This is a genomic window from Pseudomonas akapageensis (assembly GCF_011355085.1).
Lineage (GTDB): Bacteria > Pseudomonadota > Gammaproteobacteria > Pseudomonadales > Pseudomonadaceae > Aquipseudomonas > Aquipseudomonas akapageensis.
In genome coordinates this window covers 1-17,851 of sequence record NZ_VXCP01000003.1, presented here as the reverse complement: position 1 = coordinate 17,851, position 17,851 = coordinate 1, and the positions used below count along the sequence as shown (strand labels likewise).

The window sequence follows — 17,851 nt, the reverse complement described above, 5'->3', positions numbered from 1 at the left end:
CATTAGCAAAAATGCGGCCACATTTGCAAAAGTCTTTATAAAACAATGAGTTGATGTGGTTTCTAAGATGTCGCCAGACACCAGCTGTAGCGAAATCGCTACAGCTGCTGCGAGGTAAAAAAAGCCTTGATGGATCAAAGCCTTGCGCAGCGGGTCCTGACACCGACTGTAGCGATATCGTTACGCTGTAGCGCTTTCAGTACGGGTAGAGGTCGTTTTTACGACTTGTTGGGGATGCCGTATTTGCGCAGGCGATGGGCGATGGCGGTATGCGAGGTCTGCAGGCGGCTGGCCAATTGCCGGGTCGAGGGGTAGTTGATGTACAGCTTTTCCAGCAACGCTCTCTCGTAATCTTCCATGGCCTGTTCCAGGCTATCGACTTCGGTATCGTGCTGACGTGCCACGGACGTCCCGGCGATATCCAGGTCGCCGATGTCGACCAGGCTGCTCTCGCTGATGGCGGCGGCGCGGAAGATCACGTTCTGCAGTTGCCGGACGTTACCCGGCCAACGGTTGCCCAGCAGGGCCGGATAGGTGCCCGGCGCGAGCCGGCAGACGGGGCGCTGGATCTGGGCGCAGGCCTGCTGCATGAAATAGCGTGCCAGCAGCAGGATGTCCTGGCCGCGTTCGCGCAACGGCGGTACTTCCAGATTGAGGACGTTCAGGCGATAGAAGAGGTCTTCGCGAAAGGTCCCCTCGTTGACCATTTTCTCGAGATCGCGGTGGGTGGCGCTGAGGATGCGCACGTTGACCTTGACCTCGCGATCACCGCCCACCCGACGGAAACTGCCGTCATTGAGAAAGCGCAACAGCTTGGCCTGCAGGTAGGGTGACATTTCGCCGATCTCATCGAGAAATACCGTGCCCTGGTTGGCCAGTTCCATCAGGCCTGGCTTGCCGCCGCGCTGTGCGCCGGTAAAAGCGCCGGGGGCGTAGCCGAACAGTTCGCTTTCGGCCAGGTTCTCCGGCAGCGCCGCGCAGTTGAGTGCGAGAAAAGGCGCGCTGTGACGGCTGCTGATTGCATGGCAAGCGCGAGCCACCAGTTCCTTGCCGGTACCGGTCTCGCCGTGGATCAATAATGGCGCATCCAGTGTTGCGACCCGCTGGGCCCGCGCCTTGAGGGTACGGATTGGCGGCGAGTCGCCAAGCAGCGCGTCGAAACCTTCGGCGTGGTCGTGGTGCAGTGCCGACAGGCGTTCACCGATGCGATTGGGTTGATACAAGGTCAGCAACGCACCGGCATTGGTGATGGGCGTGGCATCGAGCAGCAAGGTCTGGCCGTTGAGGACGATCTCGCGCATGGGCAGGCGAAAACCGTGCTCGAGCAGGGTGCCGAGCAAGTCGGGGTCGGCGAACAGCTGGTTGACCGACTCTCCGTCGGGTTCGCGGCCATACAGGGCGACCAGTGCCGGATTGGCCAGCAACACGTGGCCGGCGCTGTCCAGGGCCAGCACCGGGTCGGTCATGGCGGCCAGCAGGGCATCGAGCTGCAGGTGACGGCGCTGGCCGGGCAGGATGTCGACCACGGTGACGGCCTGAACACCATGCACGCTGAACAGCGCGTCACGCAGCTCTTCGAGTACCTGCGGGCTGAGGGTCGGCGCATCGATATAAACGTTGGGCGGCACCATTTCCACCGCATCCAGGTTGAGATTGCGCGCGCCGAGCAGGGCGAGCACTTCCTGGGTGATGCCGACGCGGTCGATGAAGCTGACGTGGATACGCATGGGGCGCTGACGGGTTCTGGGTAGCAGGGGCGGCAAGTATGCCTTGGTGGAGGGGGTTTGGTGAAATCTGGCGGTGCGGTCAATGCGACCGCGTTGCGGTCGATCGCGGGCAAGCCCGCTCCCACAGTGTCCGCGCGCCACCCTGTGGGAGCGGCGGTGCGACGACTCGACTTGCCCGCGATGAGGCCGGGACTGTTATTCGAAATCCTTGATATCGACCGGGTCGCCGGACTTGTGGTCGAGCTTTGCGCGGATGTCTTCGAACATCTTGTCGTAGATTGGGTTGTTCACATGGACCTGGATCTGCTGATCCCTGGGTACACCGTACTTTTCAAATATCTTCGAAAAATCACGGGTGAAATTGAAGGCCTCCTCCTTGGGCAGGAAGAACTCTTCTTTCAATTCCTTGCCCTGAATCTGGCCGTGCACGGTGAAGCGTACGCCTTTGCCTTTCGAGGGGTCCTTATCGACCGTGTAGTCGACTTTCAGGTCGTAGCTGTGATCTTGAGGGGTCAGCGCGTGGCGTTCTACATGCAAATGTCCGGGCTCGAATTTGGCCATTGGATTACTCCTTCGCAAGTGGGGCGAAGGGCAGGCTGACAAGCCTGCCCCCCTGATTTAACGGTAGCTGATACCGGCCTTGGCCGTACTGACTCGGGTACCTTTGGTCCCTTTGACGATGTCTTGAATATCCGCCAGCGAACCTATGACCGCGACCTTGCCGGTATTGCGCGCAAACTCGCACGCGGCCTGGACTTTCGGGCCCATGGAGCCGGCAGCGAAGCCGAGTCTTTCCAGTTCGTCCGGGTGAGCCTCGGCGACGGCTTTCTGGGTCGGCTTGCCCCAGTCGATGTAGGCGGCGTCGACGTCGGTGGCGATGACCAGCAGATCGGACTTCAGCTCCTGGGCCAGCAGGGCCGAGCACAGGTCCTTGTCGATCACCGCTTCCACGCCGCTGAGCAGCTTGCCGCTTTCATCGTACATGGTCGGGATGCCACCGCCGCCGGCACAGATAACGACGGTGCCCTTTTCCAGCAGCCAGGTGATCGGGCGAATCTCGAAAATCCGTTTCGGCCGGGGGCTGGCCACCACGCGGCGGAACTTGTCGCCGTCCGGGGCAATGGCCCAGCCTTTTTCCTTGGCCAGTTTCTCGGCGTCTTCTTTGCTGTAGACCGGGCCGATCGGTTTGGTCGGTTTCTGGAAGGCCGGGTCCTTGCCATCGACTTCGACCTGGGTCAGCAAGGTGGCGAACGGGACTTCGAACGGCAGCAGGTTGCCCAGCTCCTGTTCGATGATGTAGCCGATCATGCCCTCGGTTTCGGCGCCGAGTACGTCCAGCGGGTAAGGGGTGACAGAGGTATAGGCCGCTGCCTGCAACGACAACAGGCCAACCTGCGGGCCATTGCCGTGGGCGATGACCAGTTCATTGCCCGGGTGAATCTTGGCGATCTGTTCGGTGGCGATGCGGATATTGGCGCGCTGATTGTCAGCGGTCATGGGCTCGCCACGACGCAGCAGGGCGTTACCGCCCAATGCAACAACGATACGCATGGTGCATTCCTTCTAAAAAAGGGGGACTTCCTGCTTACCGAGGGCCGGTGATGTTCCCCTGTGGGAGCGGGCTTGCCGGATCGCCGGACCGCCGCGATCCAGACGACGCGGTGTGTCAGGTACACCGCCTCGCTGGCAAGCCAGCTCCCACAGGGTAAGCAGGAGCATTTAGTCCATCAGAGGCCGTTACAGGTCAGCCAGGGTCGACACCAGGATCGCCTTGATGGTGTGCATGCGGTTTTCCGCTTGCTCGAAGGCGATACAGGCGGGCGACTCGAACACGTCGTCGGTCACTTCAATGCCGTTTTTCAGGTTGGGGTACTGCTCAGCGATCTGTTTGCCGACCTTGGTGTCGGAGTTGTGGAAGGCCGGCAGGCAGTGCATGAACTTGGTACGTGGGTTGCCGGTGGCTTTCATCAAGTCAGCGTTGACCTGGTATGGCAGCAGTTGCTTGATGCGTTCGGCCCAGGCTTCGACCGGTTCGCCCATCGAAACCCAGACGTCGGTGTGGATGAAGTCGACGCCCTTGACGGCCGCTTTCGGGTCTTCGGTCAGGGTGATACGTGCACCACTATCGGCCGCGTAGCCTTTGCAGCGTTCGACCAGGTCGTCATGTGGCCATAGGGCCTTGGGCGCGCAGATGCGCACGTCCATGCCCAGCTTGGCGCCGACCAGCAGCAGCGAGTTACCCATGTTGTTGCGAGCGTCGCCCAGGTAGGCGTAGCTGATATCGTGCAGCGGCTTGTCGCTGTGTTCACGCATGGTCAGCACGTCGGCGATCATCTGGGTCGGGTGGTATTCGTCGGTCAGGCCGTTGAACACGGGAACACCCGCATATTTTGCCAGTTCCTCGACGATTTCCTGCTTGAAGCCACGGTATTCGATGGCATCGTACATGCGCCCGAGTACCCGGGCGGTATCCTTCATGCTTTCCTTGTGGCCGATCTGCGAAGAGTTCGGGTCAATGTAGGTGACGTTGGCGCCCTGGTCATAGGCGGCCACCTCGAAGGCGCAGCGGGTGCGGGTGGAGGTTTTCTCGAAGATCAGCGCAATGTTGTTGCCCTTGAGGTGTTGCTGCTCTGTGCCGGTGTACTTGGCGCGCTTGAGGTCGCGGGACAGGTCGAGCAGGTACTTCAACTCGCGAGGGGTGTGGTGTTCCAGGCTCAGCAAGCTACGGTTGTGAATGTTGAACGCCATGATGGATCTCCTTGCCCGACACTGTGAAAGCTACTGCGCTTGGAAATACTGCGTTAAAAACAGGCTCGGAATGCTCATTTACAACCAGTAAAGTCGGGTGCGACCCCAGCCGTTCCTCGCCTGTTTTTGCCTTGTCTTTCCTGCGCTCGCTACGCTTTCACAGCGTCGGGTTCTAGTAAGTGAAAAAGTTAATCAATAGTCGATCGGGTCGCGGATGATTGGGCAGGTCATGCAGTGACCGCCGCCGCGACCCCGGCCCAGTTCGCCGGCGCTGATGGTGATGACTTCGATGCCGGCCTTGCGCAGCAGGGTGTTGGTGGACGTGTTGCGGTCATAGCCGATCACCACGCCTGGCTCCACGGCCACCACGTTGTTGCCGTCGTCCCACTGCTCGCGTTCGGCGGCGAAGGCATTGCCGCCGGTTTCCACGACGCGCAGTTTCTTCAGGTTCAATGCCGCGGCCACGGTGTCGATGAAGTTGGTTTTTTCGCGGCGGATATCGATGCCATTCGGTTTGCTTTCATCCGGGCGCAGGGTGAAGGCGACGATCTGGCTCACCACTTCCGGGAAGACCGTGACCAGGTCGCGGTCGCAGAAGCTGAACACGGTGTCCAGGTGCATCGCGGCGCGGGATTTTGGCAGGCCAGCCACGATGACGCGCTCGACCGCCTTGTTCTTGAACAGGCTTTGCGCCAGTTGGCCAATGGCCTGGTGCGAGGTGCGCTCGCCCATGCCGATCAGGACGACGCCGTTGCCGATCGGCATGACGTCACCGCCTTCCAGGGTGGCGGCGCCGTGTTCCTTGTCCGGATCGCCGTACCAGACCTGGAACTCGGCATTGGTGAATTGCGGGTGGAACTTGTAGATGGCGCTGGTCAGCAGGGTTTCCTGGCGACGGGCTGGCCAGTACATGGGGTTCAGGGTCACGCCACCATAGATCCAGCAGGTGGTGTCACGGGTGAACTGGGTGTTGGGCAGTGGCGGCAGAATGAAGCTGGAGTGGCCCAGGAAGCCGCGGAACATCTTGATGGCCTCGCCACCAAAAGAGTCGGGCAGGTCATCGGCCGATACACCGCCGATCAGGAACTCGGCGATCTTGCGTGGCTCCAGGCTGCGCAACCAGGCGCTGACTTCGTTGACCAGGCCGATACCTACCAGGTTCGGGGTGACCTTGCGTTCCAGGATCCAGTCCAGAGCGTCCTTCTGGGCAACGATGTCCGTCAACAGGTTGTGCATTTCCACCACATCGATGCCGCGCTCGCGCATCTTTGTGACGAAGTCGAAGTGATCGCGCTTGGCCTGGGCGACCCAGAGTACATCGTCGAACAGCAATTCATCGCAGTTGTTCGGGGTCAGGCGCTGATGCGCCAGGCCAGGAGAGCAAACCATCACTTTACGAAGCTTGCCGGCTTCGGAATGCACGCCGTATTTAACTTTTTCCGTGGACATTTCTGATTTCCTCCAAAGATTCAAAGACGGGTGTTACAGCGTTAAAAAGCCGTCATACAGACCATAGGCCGCGACCAGCGCGCCAATGACCACGGCGGCAAAGATCAACTTCTCCACGTTGGTAAAAATCGGTTGACCCAGCTCACGCTTGGCCTTGGCGAACAGGATCGCGCCAGGGGCATAGAGCAGGGCGGACAACAGCAGGTATTTGACCCCGCCGGCATAGATCAGCCAGATCGCATAGATCACGGCGATGGCGCCGATGAACAGATCTTTGCTGCGTTCGGCCATGGCTTGTTCATAGGTCTCGCTGCGCAGGGCGAGCAAGAATGCGTAGGCGGCCGACCACAGGTAGGGCACCAGGATCATCGAGGTGGCCAGGTAGATCAGCGACAGGTAGGTACTGGCCGAGAACAGGGTGATGATCAGGAACAGTTGCACCATGACGTTGGTCAGCCACAGGGCATTGACCGGTACATGATTGGCGTTCTCCTTGCGCAGGAATTCCGGCATCGTGTGGTCTTTGGCGGCGGCGAACATGATCTCCGCACACAGCAGCACCCAGGACAGCAGGGCACCCACCAGCGAGATGATCAGGCCAACGCTGATCAGCACGGCCCCCCAGTGACCAACCACATGCTCGAGCACGGCCGCCATCGATGGGTTCTGCAGCTTGGACAGTTCCGGTTGGGTCATGATGCCCAGTGAGAGCACGTTGACCAGCACCAGGAACAGCAGCACGGTAATGAAGCCGATTACGGTGGCCTTGCCGACGTCCGAACGTTTTTCCGCGCGTGCCGAGAAGATACTTGCGCCTTCGATGCCGATGAACACCCAGACGGTCACCAGCATCATGTTGCGCACCTGGTTCATCACGCTGCCCAGGTCGGGGTTTTTGACGCCCCAGATGTCGGCGGTGAAGATATCCAGCTTGAACGCAAACAGGGCGATCAGCACGAAAAGCCCTAGCGGCACGATCTTGGCTACGGTGGTGATCACGTTGATGAAGGCCGCTTCCTTGATCCCGCGCAGCACCAGGAAGTGCACCCCCCAGAGTATGATCGAGGCGCCGATGATGGCCGCTACCGTGTTGCCCTCACCGAAAATCGGGAAAAAGTACCCCAGTGTGCTGAACAGCAGCACGAAGTAACCGACGTTGCCTAGCCAGGCACTGATCCAGTACCCCCAGGCCGACGAGAAGCCCATGTAATCGCCAAAGCCGGCCTTGGCGTAGGCGTATACCCCACCATCGAGGTTGGGTTTACGATTGGCCAGGGTCTGGAACACGAAAGCCAGGGTCAGCATACCGACTGCAGTAATAGCCCAACCAATAAGAACGGCACCGACATCAGCACTGGCAGCCATGTTTTGCGGTAGCGAAAATATCCCGCCACCAATCATCGATCCCACTACCAAGGCAACAAGCGCGCCAAGCTTTAGTTTTCCGGGAGCTTCCGACATTGCAATACTCCAATCCAGGAGAAGTGAGGCACTAGAATAAGTCTAGTGAATATCGAAGTAGCTGACTTAGATCAGTTCGGTGCAATATTTCATCATGACGTATAACTGTACGTTGTTGACGGAATGATGAAGCGGATGACGCAACAATCCATGTGCGCGGGTCCCTCCATGCGATGCTAGAGCTTTTTTTGCGATTGCTGCGATCCTTCAAGCTAGTCACTTTTCTAAAAATCGCAAATTTTCCGAGAAAAATTCATATTAAGTTGCGTTTGTCGCGGTCCTCTTCAAAACTCACTGTTTAGTTCGCCTGGCGATAGACTGACTAGTTATGAAGCATTCACCATCAGGGAGTATTTATAATAAGCGCCATGCGATTGGCATTACTTGTTCGTGGTTGTGATATCCCATTGTAAATACAGGACTTAAGGGAGAAGGGTATGTCCGAACCAGGACAAAAGCTCAAACTCGGTGCGTTGATCGCTCTGGTGGTGGGATCGATGGTGGGTGGCGGGATTTTTTCGCTGCCACAGAACATGGCTGCGCGCGCCGACGCCGGGGCTGTACTGATCGGTTGGGGCATCACGGCGATCGGCATGCTGGCCCTGGCATTCGTCTTTCAGATACTGGCCAACCGCAAACCGGAACTGGACTCGGGGGTCTACGCCTATGCCAAGGCCGGGTTCGGCGACTACATGGGCTTCTCTTCGGCCTGGGGCTACTGGATCAGCGCCTGGCTGGGTAACGTCGGTTACTTCGTCCTGCTGTTCAGTACCCTTGGCTTTTACGTTCCAGTGTTTGGCGAAGGCAATACACCCATCGCCATTGCCTGCGCCTCGTTGCTGCTTTGGGCGGTGCATTTCCTGGTGATGCGCGGGATCAAGGAAGCGGCGTTCATCAACCAGGTCACTACCGTGGCCAAGATCGTGCCGTTGCTGATGTTCATCGTGATCGCCGCCGTGGCCTTCAAGGCCGATATCTTCACCCGTGATTTCTGGGGGCAGAGCAATCCGCAGTTTGGCAGCGTGATGGACCAGGTGCGCAACATGATGCTGGTCACGGTGTTCGTGTTCATCGGCATCGAAGGCGCCAGTGTGTACTCCGGAAGGGCGGAGCAGCGCTCGGATGTGGGCAAGGCCACGGTGATAGGCTTTTTCGGGGTGTTGGCGTTGCTGGTGCTGGTCAACGTGCTGTCACTGGGGGTCATGAGCCAGCCGGAGCTGGAGAAGCTGCAGAACCCTTCCCTGGCCACGGTGCTCGAGCATATCGTCGGGCCATGGGGCGCGTTGCTGATCAGCCTGGGGCTGGCGGTGTCACTGTTGGGAGCATTGCTGTCCTGGGCGCTGCTATGTGCCGAGATCCTCTACGCCACGGCGCGGGACGAGACCATGCCGCGATTCCTGGCCAACGAGAATGCCAATCATGTGCCGGTCAACGCCCTGTGGTTGACCAACTGCATGATCCAGCTGTTCTTGCTGATTACCCTGTTCTCGGCTGGTACCTATACCAGTCTGATCTATCTGGCGTCGTCGATGATTCTGGTGCCTTACCTGTGGTCGGCGGCCTATGCCGTGCTGCTCGGGGTGCGTGGGGAAACCTATGCGGAACAGGCGGGGGAACGCTGGAAGGATCTCGGGATCGGTCTGGTGGCGTTGCTCTATGCGATCTGGTTGCTGTACGCCGGGGGGGTCAAGTATTTGCTGTTGTCGGCGCTGCTGTATGCGCCGGGGGTGATTCTGTTTGCCAGGGCCAAGCATGAGCAGGGCAAGCCGTTGTTTACCGGGTGGGAGAAGTTGATCTTTCTGGTGGTGGTGGCGGGCGCGGTGCTGGCGGGGTATGGATTGTACAGCGGGGTGTTGTCGCTGTAGCACACTGACCTCGTTCCCACGCTCCGCGTGGGAATGCATCCCCTGACGCTCCGCGTCGACGCTGGAGCGTCATGCACTGCATTCCCACGCGGAGCGTGGGAACGAGGGGCGTGGGGTCAAACCCGGAACTGATCCATCAGCTTCATCTGCTGGGACGACAGGGCATTGAGCTGGCTGCTCACCTGGGCCGACTCTGCCGCCTGGCTGGTCAAGGTCTCGGTGACGCAACGAATGGCCGAGACGTTGCGATTGACCTCTTCGGCCACCGAACTCTGCTGTTCGGCGGCGCTGGCGATTTGCAGGTTCATGTCGCTGATCACCGTGACGGCTTCGCTGATCTTGTCCAGTGCCTGCACGGCCTGATGAATCTGCCCGGCGTTTTCCTGGGCCTTGTCATGGCTCGAATGCATGGTGGCGACCACGCCGCGTGTGTTGTTCTGGATGCGCTCGATCACCAGGCGAATTTCCTCGACCGAGTCCTGGGTGCGTCTGGCCAGGTTGCGGACTTCATCGGCGACCACCGCGAAGCCGCGTCCGCTTTCACCGGCGCGGGCGGCTTCGATGGCGGCGTTGAGGGCCAGCAGGTTGGTCTGCTCGGCAATGCTGCGAATCACTTCCAGAACCGAACCGATCTGCTCGCTGTTGACCGCCAGCGCTTCGACTTCGCCCACGGCCTTGCTGACTTCAGCGGCCAGCAAGGTAATGTCGCGGGTGCTGCGTTCGATGATGGCCATTCCCTCTTTGGCCGACTGGTCGGCGCCACGGGCGGCGCTGGCGGCGTTCGATGCACTGTTGGCGACATCGTGGGCCGTGGCGCTCATTTCGTTGGAGGCTGTGGCTACCTGGTCGATTTCACGGAACTGGATCTGCATGCCGTCGCTGGTCTGACGGGCGATTTCCGAAGACTGGTCGGCGGTCGCCTGGGCTTCGGCGATGCTCTGCTTGATCTGGGCGATGATCGGCTGCAGCTTGTCCAGGAAGCGGTTGAACCAGCTCACCAGTTCGCCCAGCTCGTCCTTCTTCTGGTACTGCAGGCGTTGGGTCAGGTCGCCGTCGCCGCTGGCAATGGCCTTGAGCATGGCGGCTACCTGGGCGATCGGCCGGGTCACGCCCGAGGCGGTCAGCCACATCAACAGCAGGCCTGCCAGCCCGGAGAAGGCGGCGATCAACAGCGCCTTGATGGTGGCGCTGGTTTGCGCGTCATCGAGAATGCTCCGCAGTTTTACCGCATCGGCCAGCAGCACCTGCTCGGGCAGGTCGATGATCACGCCCCAGGGCTTGGCGCTGGGGATAGGGGTAGCCGGGAACACGGCGCGAATCACATCACCCTGCTTGAACACTTGTGGGCTGCCGGCGCCGAGGGCTTGCTGTATATCCCTGGCGTCATTGGCCAGCACTTGATCGAGGTTCTTGCCGATCTTGCCGGCGTCATTGCTGCTGGCGGCGAGCAGGCCGGTACTGGAGGCGATCAGCATATGCCCGGCACCGTTGAACAGTTCGCGCTGGGAGGCAACGGCCGAGGCTTGCAACGAGTCCAGCGCCAGGTCGACGCCCAGCACCGCGAGTACTTTGCCGTCGACGAGCAGGGGCACGGCAATGGTCGTCATCAGCACCTGCTTGCCGCCAACGGTATCGAGGTAGGGTTCGAGCAGGCAGGTGTGGGCGCTGTTCTTCGCGCAGGTGTACCAGACGTTGTAGGGCGTACCGCTCAGGTTCAGGTCGGTCTTGTTCAAGTCTTCTTCGACGATAAGGCTGTTCACGCCCGTACCACCGACGCGGCTCCAGTAACTGGAGAAACGACCCAGGTCATTACCGCCACGCTTGGCGTCGTTGACGAAATCGCTGTCCTTGCCATCGAGCGCGTTGGGCTCAAAGGACAGCCAGATCCCCAACACACCGCTGTTGCGCTCGAAGGTGGTCTTCAAGGCCTGGTTGAGCTCTTCGCGAAGCGCACCGGCATCCATCGAACGAGTCTGGCCCATGGCGCGCATGTCACGCACCTGATCACTGAGTGCGGTAATCAGCAACAGGCTTTCACTGAAGGTCTTTTGCATGGCCACTGCTTTTTCGGCAGCCTTGGCCTGTAGAAGGTTTTGAACGTTTATGGTCAGCATTTGTGTGCTGGCAGCGCCGACCATCTGGGCGTTCTGCCGGGTTTGATAAATATTCATCCCGACCACGAGAGCCACAACACCGAGCAGGCAGAGGCCGGACAACAGGACGATTTTCAGGCGAATCGAAAGCGTGTCGAACATAAGGATTCTCGCGAATGGACGGGCCGGGTGAATAACCGGGCACAAGTGCCCGGTGCGCCAGATCCATTTAGCGCTAACGGGTTATCGGCTTGTAGGACAATTCCGTTAGTTTTATTTGACGGACGGTCGTTCGCGTATCCTTTATTGGGCGTTGCACAGGGCCAGGCAGTTATCCAGCATACGGTTGGAGAAGCCCCATTCATTGTCGTACCAGGCCAATACCTTGAGCAGTTTGCCGTTGGCTTTGGTGTGGCTGGCGTCAAATATAGAAGACAGTGGGTTGTGATTGAAGTCGCATGACACCAGCGGCAGGCTGTTGTAGCCGAGGATCCGCGAGTGCTGGCTGGCTTCCCTGAACAGTGCGTTGATCTCTTCGCTGCTGGCTTCGCGCTTGAGGTTGACGGTCAGGTCCACCAGCGAGACGTTGATCACCGGTACCCGCACGGCCATGCCGGTCAATTTGCCGGCCAGTTCCGGCAGCACCAGGCCAACGGCTTCGGCGGCGCCGGTCTTGCTCGGGATCATCGACTGGGTGGCCGAGCGCGCGCGGAACGGGTCGCTGTGGTAGACGTCGATGAGGCTCTGGTCGTTGGTATAGGCGTGGATGGTGGTCATCAAGCCTTGCTCGATACCCAGTTCGCGGTGCAGCACCTGGGCAATCGGTGCCAGGCAGTTGGTGGTGCAGGAGGCATTGGAAATGATCTGGTGCGACTGACGCAGAATGTCGTGGTTGACCCCATAGACCACGGTCGCATCGGCCCCCTTGGCCGGTGCCGAGATAATGACTTTACGGGCGCCGGCAGTAATATGGGCCGCTGCCTTGGCCCGGTCGGTGAAATGACCGGTGCATTCGAACACGACATCGACGGCTTCGGCCTTCCACGGCAGGTCGGCTGGGTGGCGGATTGCGCTGACGGCAATGCGGTCGCCATTGACGGTCAGGCTTTCCTCGTCGAACTCGACGCTGCCTTCGAAAATCCCATGAACACTGTCGTACTTGAGCAGGTGAGCATTCATGGCGCTGTTGCCCAGATCGTTGATCGCGACGACCTGCAGGTCCTGACGGTAGCCTTGGGTATACAGTGCACGAAGGATGTTGCGGCCAATGCGGCCAAAGCCATTGATTGCGATGCGGAGCGTCATAGCAGTACCTCTGGCAGATTGTGCGAAGCCCTGTGGAGAGGGAAAAGCGTTCACGAAATCTGATTTTGTTGTTGGAATTACAAGATTATTCGTAAAAAAATAGAAAACAAGCCTTTTTAGTGGCAGTATTTTGTACTATCTACAACGAGTGACCGACCAGTCCGTTCTGTCGATCAAAATCGAACCCCCTTGCCTTGAGCCTAGGCGGCGAATCGCATAAAGGGAAACGGCTGCAAAGGTCACGTCCATAGCCTGGAGTTCAACACATGCATCCCCGCGTTCTTGAAGTCACCGAACGGCTGATCGCCCGTAGTCGTCAAACGCGCGAGCGTTACTTGCAGCTGATTCGTGGTGCCGCCAGCGATGGCCCGCAACGCGCCCGGCTGCAATGTGCCAACTTCGCCCATGGCGTGGCCGGCTGTGGAGCGGAGGACAAACAAAGCCTGCGCATGATGAACGCCGCCAACGTGGCCATCGTGTCGTCGTATAACGACATGCTCTCGGCGCATCAGCCCTACGAGCATTACCCCGAACAGATCAAGCGCGCCTTGCGCGAAGTCGGCTCCGTCGGTCAGTTCGCCGGTGGCGTGCCGGCCATGTGCGACGGCGTCACCCAGGGTGAGCCGGGCATGGAGCTGGGTATCGCCAGCCGCGAAGTGATTGCCATGTCCACGGCCGTGGCCCTGTCTCATAACATGTTCGACGCCACCCTGTGCCTGGGCATCTGCGACAAGATCGTGCCGGGCCTGCTGATGGGCGCACTGCGGTTCGGCCATTTGCCGACCATCTTCGTACCGGGTGGGCCGATGGTGTCGGGTATTTCCAACAAGGAGAAGGCCGACGTTCGCCAGCGTTACGCCGAGGGCAAGGCCAGCCGTGAGGAGCTGCTGGAGTCGGAGATGAAGTCCTACCACAGCCCTGGCACCTGCACCTTTTATGGCACCGCCAATACCAACCAGTTGCTGATGGAAGTCATGGGCCTGCACCTGCCGGGCGCCTCGTTCGTCAACCCCTACACGCCGCTGCGCGATGCCCTGACCCGGGAAGCTGCACAGCAGGTGACGCGTCTGACCAAGGCCAGCGGCAACTTCACGCCACTGGGCGAAATTGTCGACGAGCGTTCGCTGGTCAACTCCATCGTCGCCCTGCATGCCACCGGGGGCTCGACCAACCACACCCTGCACATGCCGGCCATTGCCATGGCAGCGGGTTTCCAGTTGACCTGGCAGGATATGGCTGACCTCTCCGAGGTGGTGCCGACGCTGTCCCACGTCTACCCGAACGGCAAGGCCGATATCAACCATTTCCAGGCGGCGGGCGGCATGGCCTTCCTGATCCGCGAACTGCTTGATGCCGGCCTGTTGCACGAAAACGTCAACACCGTGGCCGGCCATGGTTTGAGCCGCTACACCCAGGAGCCGTTCCTCGACAATGGCAAGCTGGTCTGGCGCGATGGCCCGCGCGAGAGCCTCGACGAAGCCATCCTGCGTCCGGTGGCGCGGGCGTTCTCGCCTGAAGGCGGGTTGCGAGTGATGGAAGGCAACCTTGGCCGTGGCGTGATGAAAGTGTCGGCCGTGGATCCTGAGCATCAAGTGGTCGAAGCCCCGGCGCGGGTCTTCCAGGATCAGCAGGAACTGGCCGATGCCTTCAAGGCCGGTGAGCTTGAGCGCGATTTTGTCGCGGTGATGCGCTTCCAGGGGCCACGTTCGAACGGCATGCCGGAATTGCACAAGATGACGCCGTTCCTCGGCGTGCTGCAGGACCGTGGCTTCAAGGTGGCCCTGGTCACCGACGGGCGGATGTCCGGCGCTTCGGGGAAAATCCCGGCAGCCATTCACGTCTGTCCGGAAGCTTTCGACGGCGGACCGCTGGCGCGTGTGCGCGATGGCGACATCATCCGCGTTGATGGGGTCAAGGGTACTTTGCAGGTTATGGTCGATCCGACCGAATTGGCCGCGCGTGAGCTGGCCGTTGGCCTGATCGACAATGGCGTGGGTTGTGGTCGCGAGTTGTTCGGCTTCATGCGCATGGCCTTCAGTTCCGCCGAACAGGGTGCCAGTGCCTTTACCTCGGGGTTGGAGAGCCTTAAATGAAGCTGGCCCTGGTCGGTGACATTGGCGGAACCAATGCGCGATTTGCGTTGTGGGAAAACGATCGCATGCACTCGGTCCGGGTGCTCGCGGTTGCCGACTACACCAGCCCGGAGCAGGCGATCGGGGTTTACCTCGAAGGTCTCGGTCTCGTCCCGGGCGCCATTGGCGCTGTATGCCTGTCGGTGGCCGGGCCGGTGGATGGTGACGAGTTTCGTTTCACCAACAATCACTGGCGCCTGAGTCGCAAGGCCTTCTGCAAGACCTTGCAGGTGGATGAGTTGTTGTTGATCAACGACTTCTCCGCCATGGCCCTGGGCATGACCCGGTTGCAGGAAGGCGAATACCGCACGGTATGCGAGGGCACGGCCGATCCGCTGCGCCCAGCGGTAGTCATCGGCCCGGGCACCGGTCTGGGTGTTGGCACTTTGTTGCCTCTTGATCAGGTGCATGGCCAGGGTCATTGGATGGCACTACCCGGCGAAGGCGGGCACGTGGACTTGCCGGTGGGCAATGCCCGTGAGGCGCAGATTCGCCAGCAGATCGAGAGCAAGATCGGCCACGTCAGTGCCGAGACGGTGCTCAGCGGTGGCGGCCTGCTGCGTCTGTACCAGGCCATTTGTGCGATCGATGGTCACGCGGTCACCCTGAAATCTCCCGCCGAGGTCACGGCGGCAGCGCTGGCCGGCGATGCCGTGGCGTTGGCGGTGATCGAACAGTTCTGCCGTTTCCTCGGCCGGGTCGCCGGTAACAACGTGCTGACACTGGGTGGGCGCGGTGGCGTGTTTATTGTTGGTGGCGTGATTCCGCGCTTCGTTGAATTGTTCCTTGCCAGCGGTTTTGCCGAGAGCTTTGCCGACAAGGGCTGCATGAGCGGTTACTTCGCGGGCGTGCCGGTGTGGGTGGTGACAGCCGAGTACAGTGGCTTGATCGGTGCGGGGGTAGCCTTGCAGCAAGCCTTGGCCTGAGGGTCTAATGGGCGGAGCGGGCGTTTCGACGCCCAATAAAAACAACAAGGACGGTGCAAATTGAGTGTTGCCGGTAAGTCCATCCTGCTGGTCGATGACGACCAGGAAATTCGCGAACTGCTGCAGGTTTACCTGAGCCGAGCCGGTTTTCAGGTGCGCACGGTGGCCGACGGGCAGGGCTTTCGCCAGGCCTTGAACGAGGCCTCCAGCGATCTGGTGATCCTCGACGTGATGCTGCCCGACGAAGATGGCTTCAGCCTGTGCCGCTGGATTCGCCAGCATCCGCGCCAGGCCCAGGTGCCGATCATCATGCTCACCGCCAGTTCCGACGAAGCCGATCGGGTCATCGGTCTGGAGCTGGGCGCCGATGATTATCTGGGCAAGCCCTTCAGCCCCCGGGAGTTGCAGGCACGGATCAAGGCGTTGTTGCGTCGTGCCCAGTTCGGCCAGGAACGTGCCGGTGGTGAAGTGCTGGCCTTCGATGAGTGGCGCCTGGACATGGTCAGCCACCGGCTGTTCCACATCGATGGAGAAGAGGTGATTCTCTCCGGCGCCGATTTTGCCTTGCTCAAACTCTTCCTCGACCACCCACAGCAGATCCTCGACCGCGACACCATCGGCAACGCCACCCGTGGCCGCGAGCCGATGCCGCTGGACCGGATCGTCGACATGGCGGTCAGCCGCCTGCGCCAACGCCTGCGCGATACCGACAAGCCGCCGCGTTTGATTCGTACGGTACGCGGCAGCGGTTACCTGTTGGCGGCCAACGTTGTCAGTGCGTACTGAGTGGCGCTGGCGCCTGCCAGTCCCGCGCTCGTTGCTTGGGCGCATGCTGTTTCTGACCCTGCTGGTGGTGTTGCTGGCACAGGCATTGTCCAGCGTAATCTGGCTGTCGCAATTGCGTGCCACTCAGCTCGAAGGCCTGGTGACCAGTGCCCGCAGCCTGGCGCACTCGATGACGGCCAGCGTCAGCTACTTCCGCTCCCTGCCCGTGGCCTACCGGCCACTGGTGCTCGACCAACTGCGCAGCATGGGTGGTACGCGCTTTGTGGTCTCGCTCAACGACAGGCCGCTGGACATGCGCGTGTTGCCGCCCACGCCACGCAAGACGGCCGTGCTCGAGGCAGTCGATGAAGTGTTGCGCCAGCGACTGGGCGAACAGATCGATATCTCGGTGCAATTCGTCAGCCCGCAGGACCTGCGCATCTTCAACAGTGGCCTGAAACTCGACGAGTTGCCGCGTTCCTGGGCCCACTACGCCTTGACCCTGGAGCCGGTCAACCCGCCGGTGCTGGTCACGCAGATCCGCCTGGCAGAGGGTGAGTGGCTGTATATCGCTTCTCTGCTGCCAGAGCCCTACACCAGCCTTGAGGAGGAAGGGCTGCCGGCGCAGCAGGTCTGGTTCATCGTTCTCACCAGTTCGTTCCTGTTGTTGTTCATCGGGCTGTTGGTGCACTGGCAAAGCCGCCCGCTCAAGCGCCTGGCCCTGGCGGCGAGGGAGATGTCGCTAGGGGCGGAAGTGGAGCCGGTGGCCGAAGGCGGCGGCATCGAAGTAGAGGAAGTCGGGCGTGCCTTCAACGCCATGCGTGAGCGCATCAGCCGCTACCTGACCGAGCGCAGCCAGCTGTTCAGCGCCATTTCCCATGACCTGCGCACGCCCATTACCCGTCTGCGCCTGCGTGTGGAGCTGCTTGAGGATGACGCACTCCAGACCAGGTTCGGTCGCGACCTCGATGAACTGGAATTGCTGGTCAAGGGGGCCCTGCAATGTGTGAAAGATACCGATATCCACGAGAACATCGAGAAGGTCGATCTGGATCATGTGCTGCATTGCCTGGTCGAGCCTTACCTGGCTTCGGATCGGGTCACTGTCCAGGGCAAGGCCCTGTGGCCTTATCCCGGCAAGCCACTGGCGCTCAAGCGCTGTATCGGCAACCTGATCGACAATGCCTTGAAGTATGGGCAGAAGGCGCATCTGTTCATCGAAGATGATGGCCGTGGGTTCGTTCTGCATGTGGATGATGAAGGGCCGGGTGTACCGGAGCAGCGCCTGGAGCAGGTATTCGAACCGCATTTTCGCTTGGCCGGGCAGCAGCAGGGGTATGGGTTGGGGTTGGGGATTGCGCGCAATATTGCTCATAGCCA

13 protein-coding genes are annotated in these 17,851 nt (G+C 60.4%); 5 read left to right on the top strand and 8 right to left on the bottom strand.

Features of this window, described 5'->3' with window-relative positions:
* Positions 1-218: 218 nt before the first annotated feature.
* The 6 genes from F2S13_RS04290 to arcD (F2S13_RS04265) all read right to left on the bottom strand — a co-directional run bounded on the left by F2S13_RS04290 (position 219) and on the right by arcD (F2S13_RS04265) (position 7,385).
* Entirely contained in the window at positions 219-1,727 is a 1,509-nt protein-coding gene (locus tag F2S13_RS04290) for a sigma-54-dependent transcriptional regulator (protein ID WP_166359230.1), read from the bottom strand.
* Between the two features lie 195 nt (positions 1,728-1,922).
* The gene (locus tag F2S13_RS04285; protein ID WP_166359229.1) at positions 1,923-2,288 is read right to left on the bottom strand and encodes a DUF5064 family protein; all 366 of its coding nucleotides are present in this window, start codon (positions 2,286-2,288) and stop codon (positions 1,923-1,925) included.
* 57 nt (positions 2,289-2,345) lie between these two features.
* Entirely contained in the window at positions 2,346-3,278 is a 933-nt protein-coding gene (gene arcC / locus F2S13_RS04280) for a carbamate kinase (protein ID WP_166359228.1), read from the bottom strand.
* Between the two features lie 186 nt (positions 3,279-3,464).
* On the bottom strand, positions 3,465-4,475 hold the full coding sequence (locus tag F2S13_RS04275; protein WP_166359227.1) for an ornithine carbamoyltransferase: 1,011 nt from the start codon (positions 4,473-4,475) through the stop codon (positions 3,465-3,467).
* A gap of 192 nt (positions 4,476-4,667) precedes the next feature.
* Entirely contained in the window at positions 4,668-5,924 is a 1,257-nt protein-coding gene (arcA, locus tag F2S13_RS04270; protein WP_166359226.1) for an arginine deiminase, read from the bottom strand.
* A 33-nt stretch (positions 5,925-5,957) separates the two neighbouring features.
* Entirely contained in the window at positions 5,958-7,385 is a 1,428-nt protein-coding gene (arcD, locus tag F2S13_RS04265; RefSeq protein WP_166359225.1) for an arginine-ornithine antiporter, read from the bottom strand.
* A gap of 437 nt (positions 7,386-7,822) precedes the next feature.
* Between arcD (F2S13_RS04265) and arcD (F2S13_RS04260) the strand changes: the two genes are divergently transcribed.
* Complete coding sequence (gene arcD / locus F2S13_RS04260) at positions 7,823-9,250, top strand: arginine-ornithine antiporter (RefSeq protein WP_166359224.1); 1,428 nt, start codon at positions 7,823-7,825, stop codon at positions 9,248-9,250.
* A gap of 116 nt (positions 9,251-9,366) precedes the next feature.
* Here arcD (F2S13_RS04260) and F2S13_RS04255 read toward each other — a convergent pair whose 3' ends face one another.
* On the bottom strand, positions 9,367-11,505 hold the full coding sequence (locus F2S13_RS04255) for a methyl-accepting chemotaxis protein (RefSeq protein ID WP_166359223.1): 2,139 nt from the start codon (positions 11,503-11,505) through the stop codon (positions 9,367-9,369).
* A 141-nt stretch (positions 11,506-11,646) separates the two neighbouring features.
* Entirely contained in the window at positions 11,647-12,648 is a 1,002-nt protein-coding gene (gene gap, locus F2S13_RS04250; RefSeq protein WP_166359222.1) for a type I glyceraldehyde-3-phosphate dehydrogenase, read from the bottom strand.
* A gap of 266 nt (positions 12,649-12,914) precedes the next feature.
* Here gap and edd point away from each other — a divergent pair, with 266 nt between their 5' ends.
* The 4 genes from edd to F2S13_RS04230 all read left to right on the top strand — a co-directional run.
* Positions 12,915-14,741, top strand: a complete 1,827-nt coding sequence (gene edd / locus F2S13_RS04245; protein WP_166359221.1) for a phosphogluconate dehydratase — start codon at positions 12,915-12,917, stop codon at positions 14,739-14,741.
* Positions 14,738-15,706 carry a glucokinase gene (locus F2S13_RS04240; protein WP_166359220.1) on the top strand — a complete coding sequence of 323 codons (969 nt, stop codon included), beginning with the start codon at positions 14,738-14,740 and terminating at the stop codon, positions 15,704-15,706. Before edd ends, F2S13_RS04240 begins: the two co-directional genes overlap by 4 nt.
* A gap of 60 nt (positions 15,707-15,766) precedes the next feature.
* Positions 15,767-16,492, top strand: coding sequence for a response regulator (locus tag F2S13_RS04235; protein WP_166359219.1), 726 nt, complete (start codon positions 15,767-15,769; stop codon positions 16,490-16,492).
* Between the two features lie 43 nt (positions 16,493-16,535).
* Positions 16,536-17,851, top strand: a 1,316-nt coding sequence (locus F2S13_RS04230; RefSeq protein ID WP_166359259.1) for an ATP-binding protein, incomplete at its 3' end; no start/stop codon positions are given.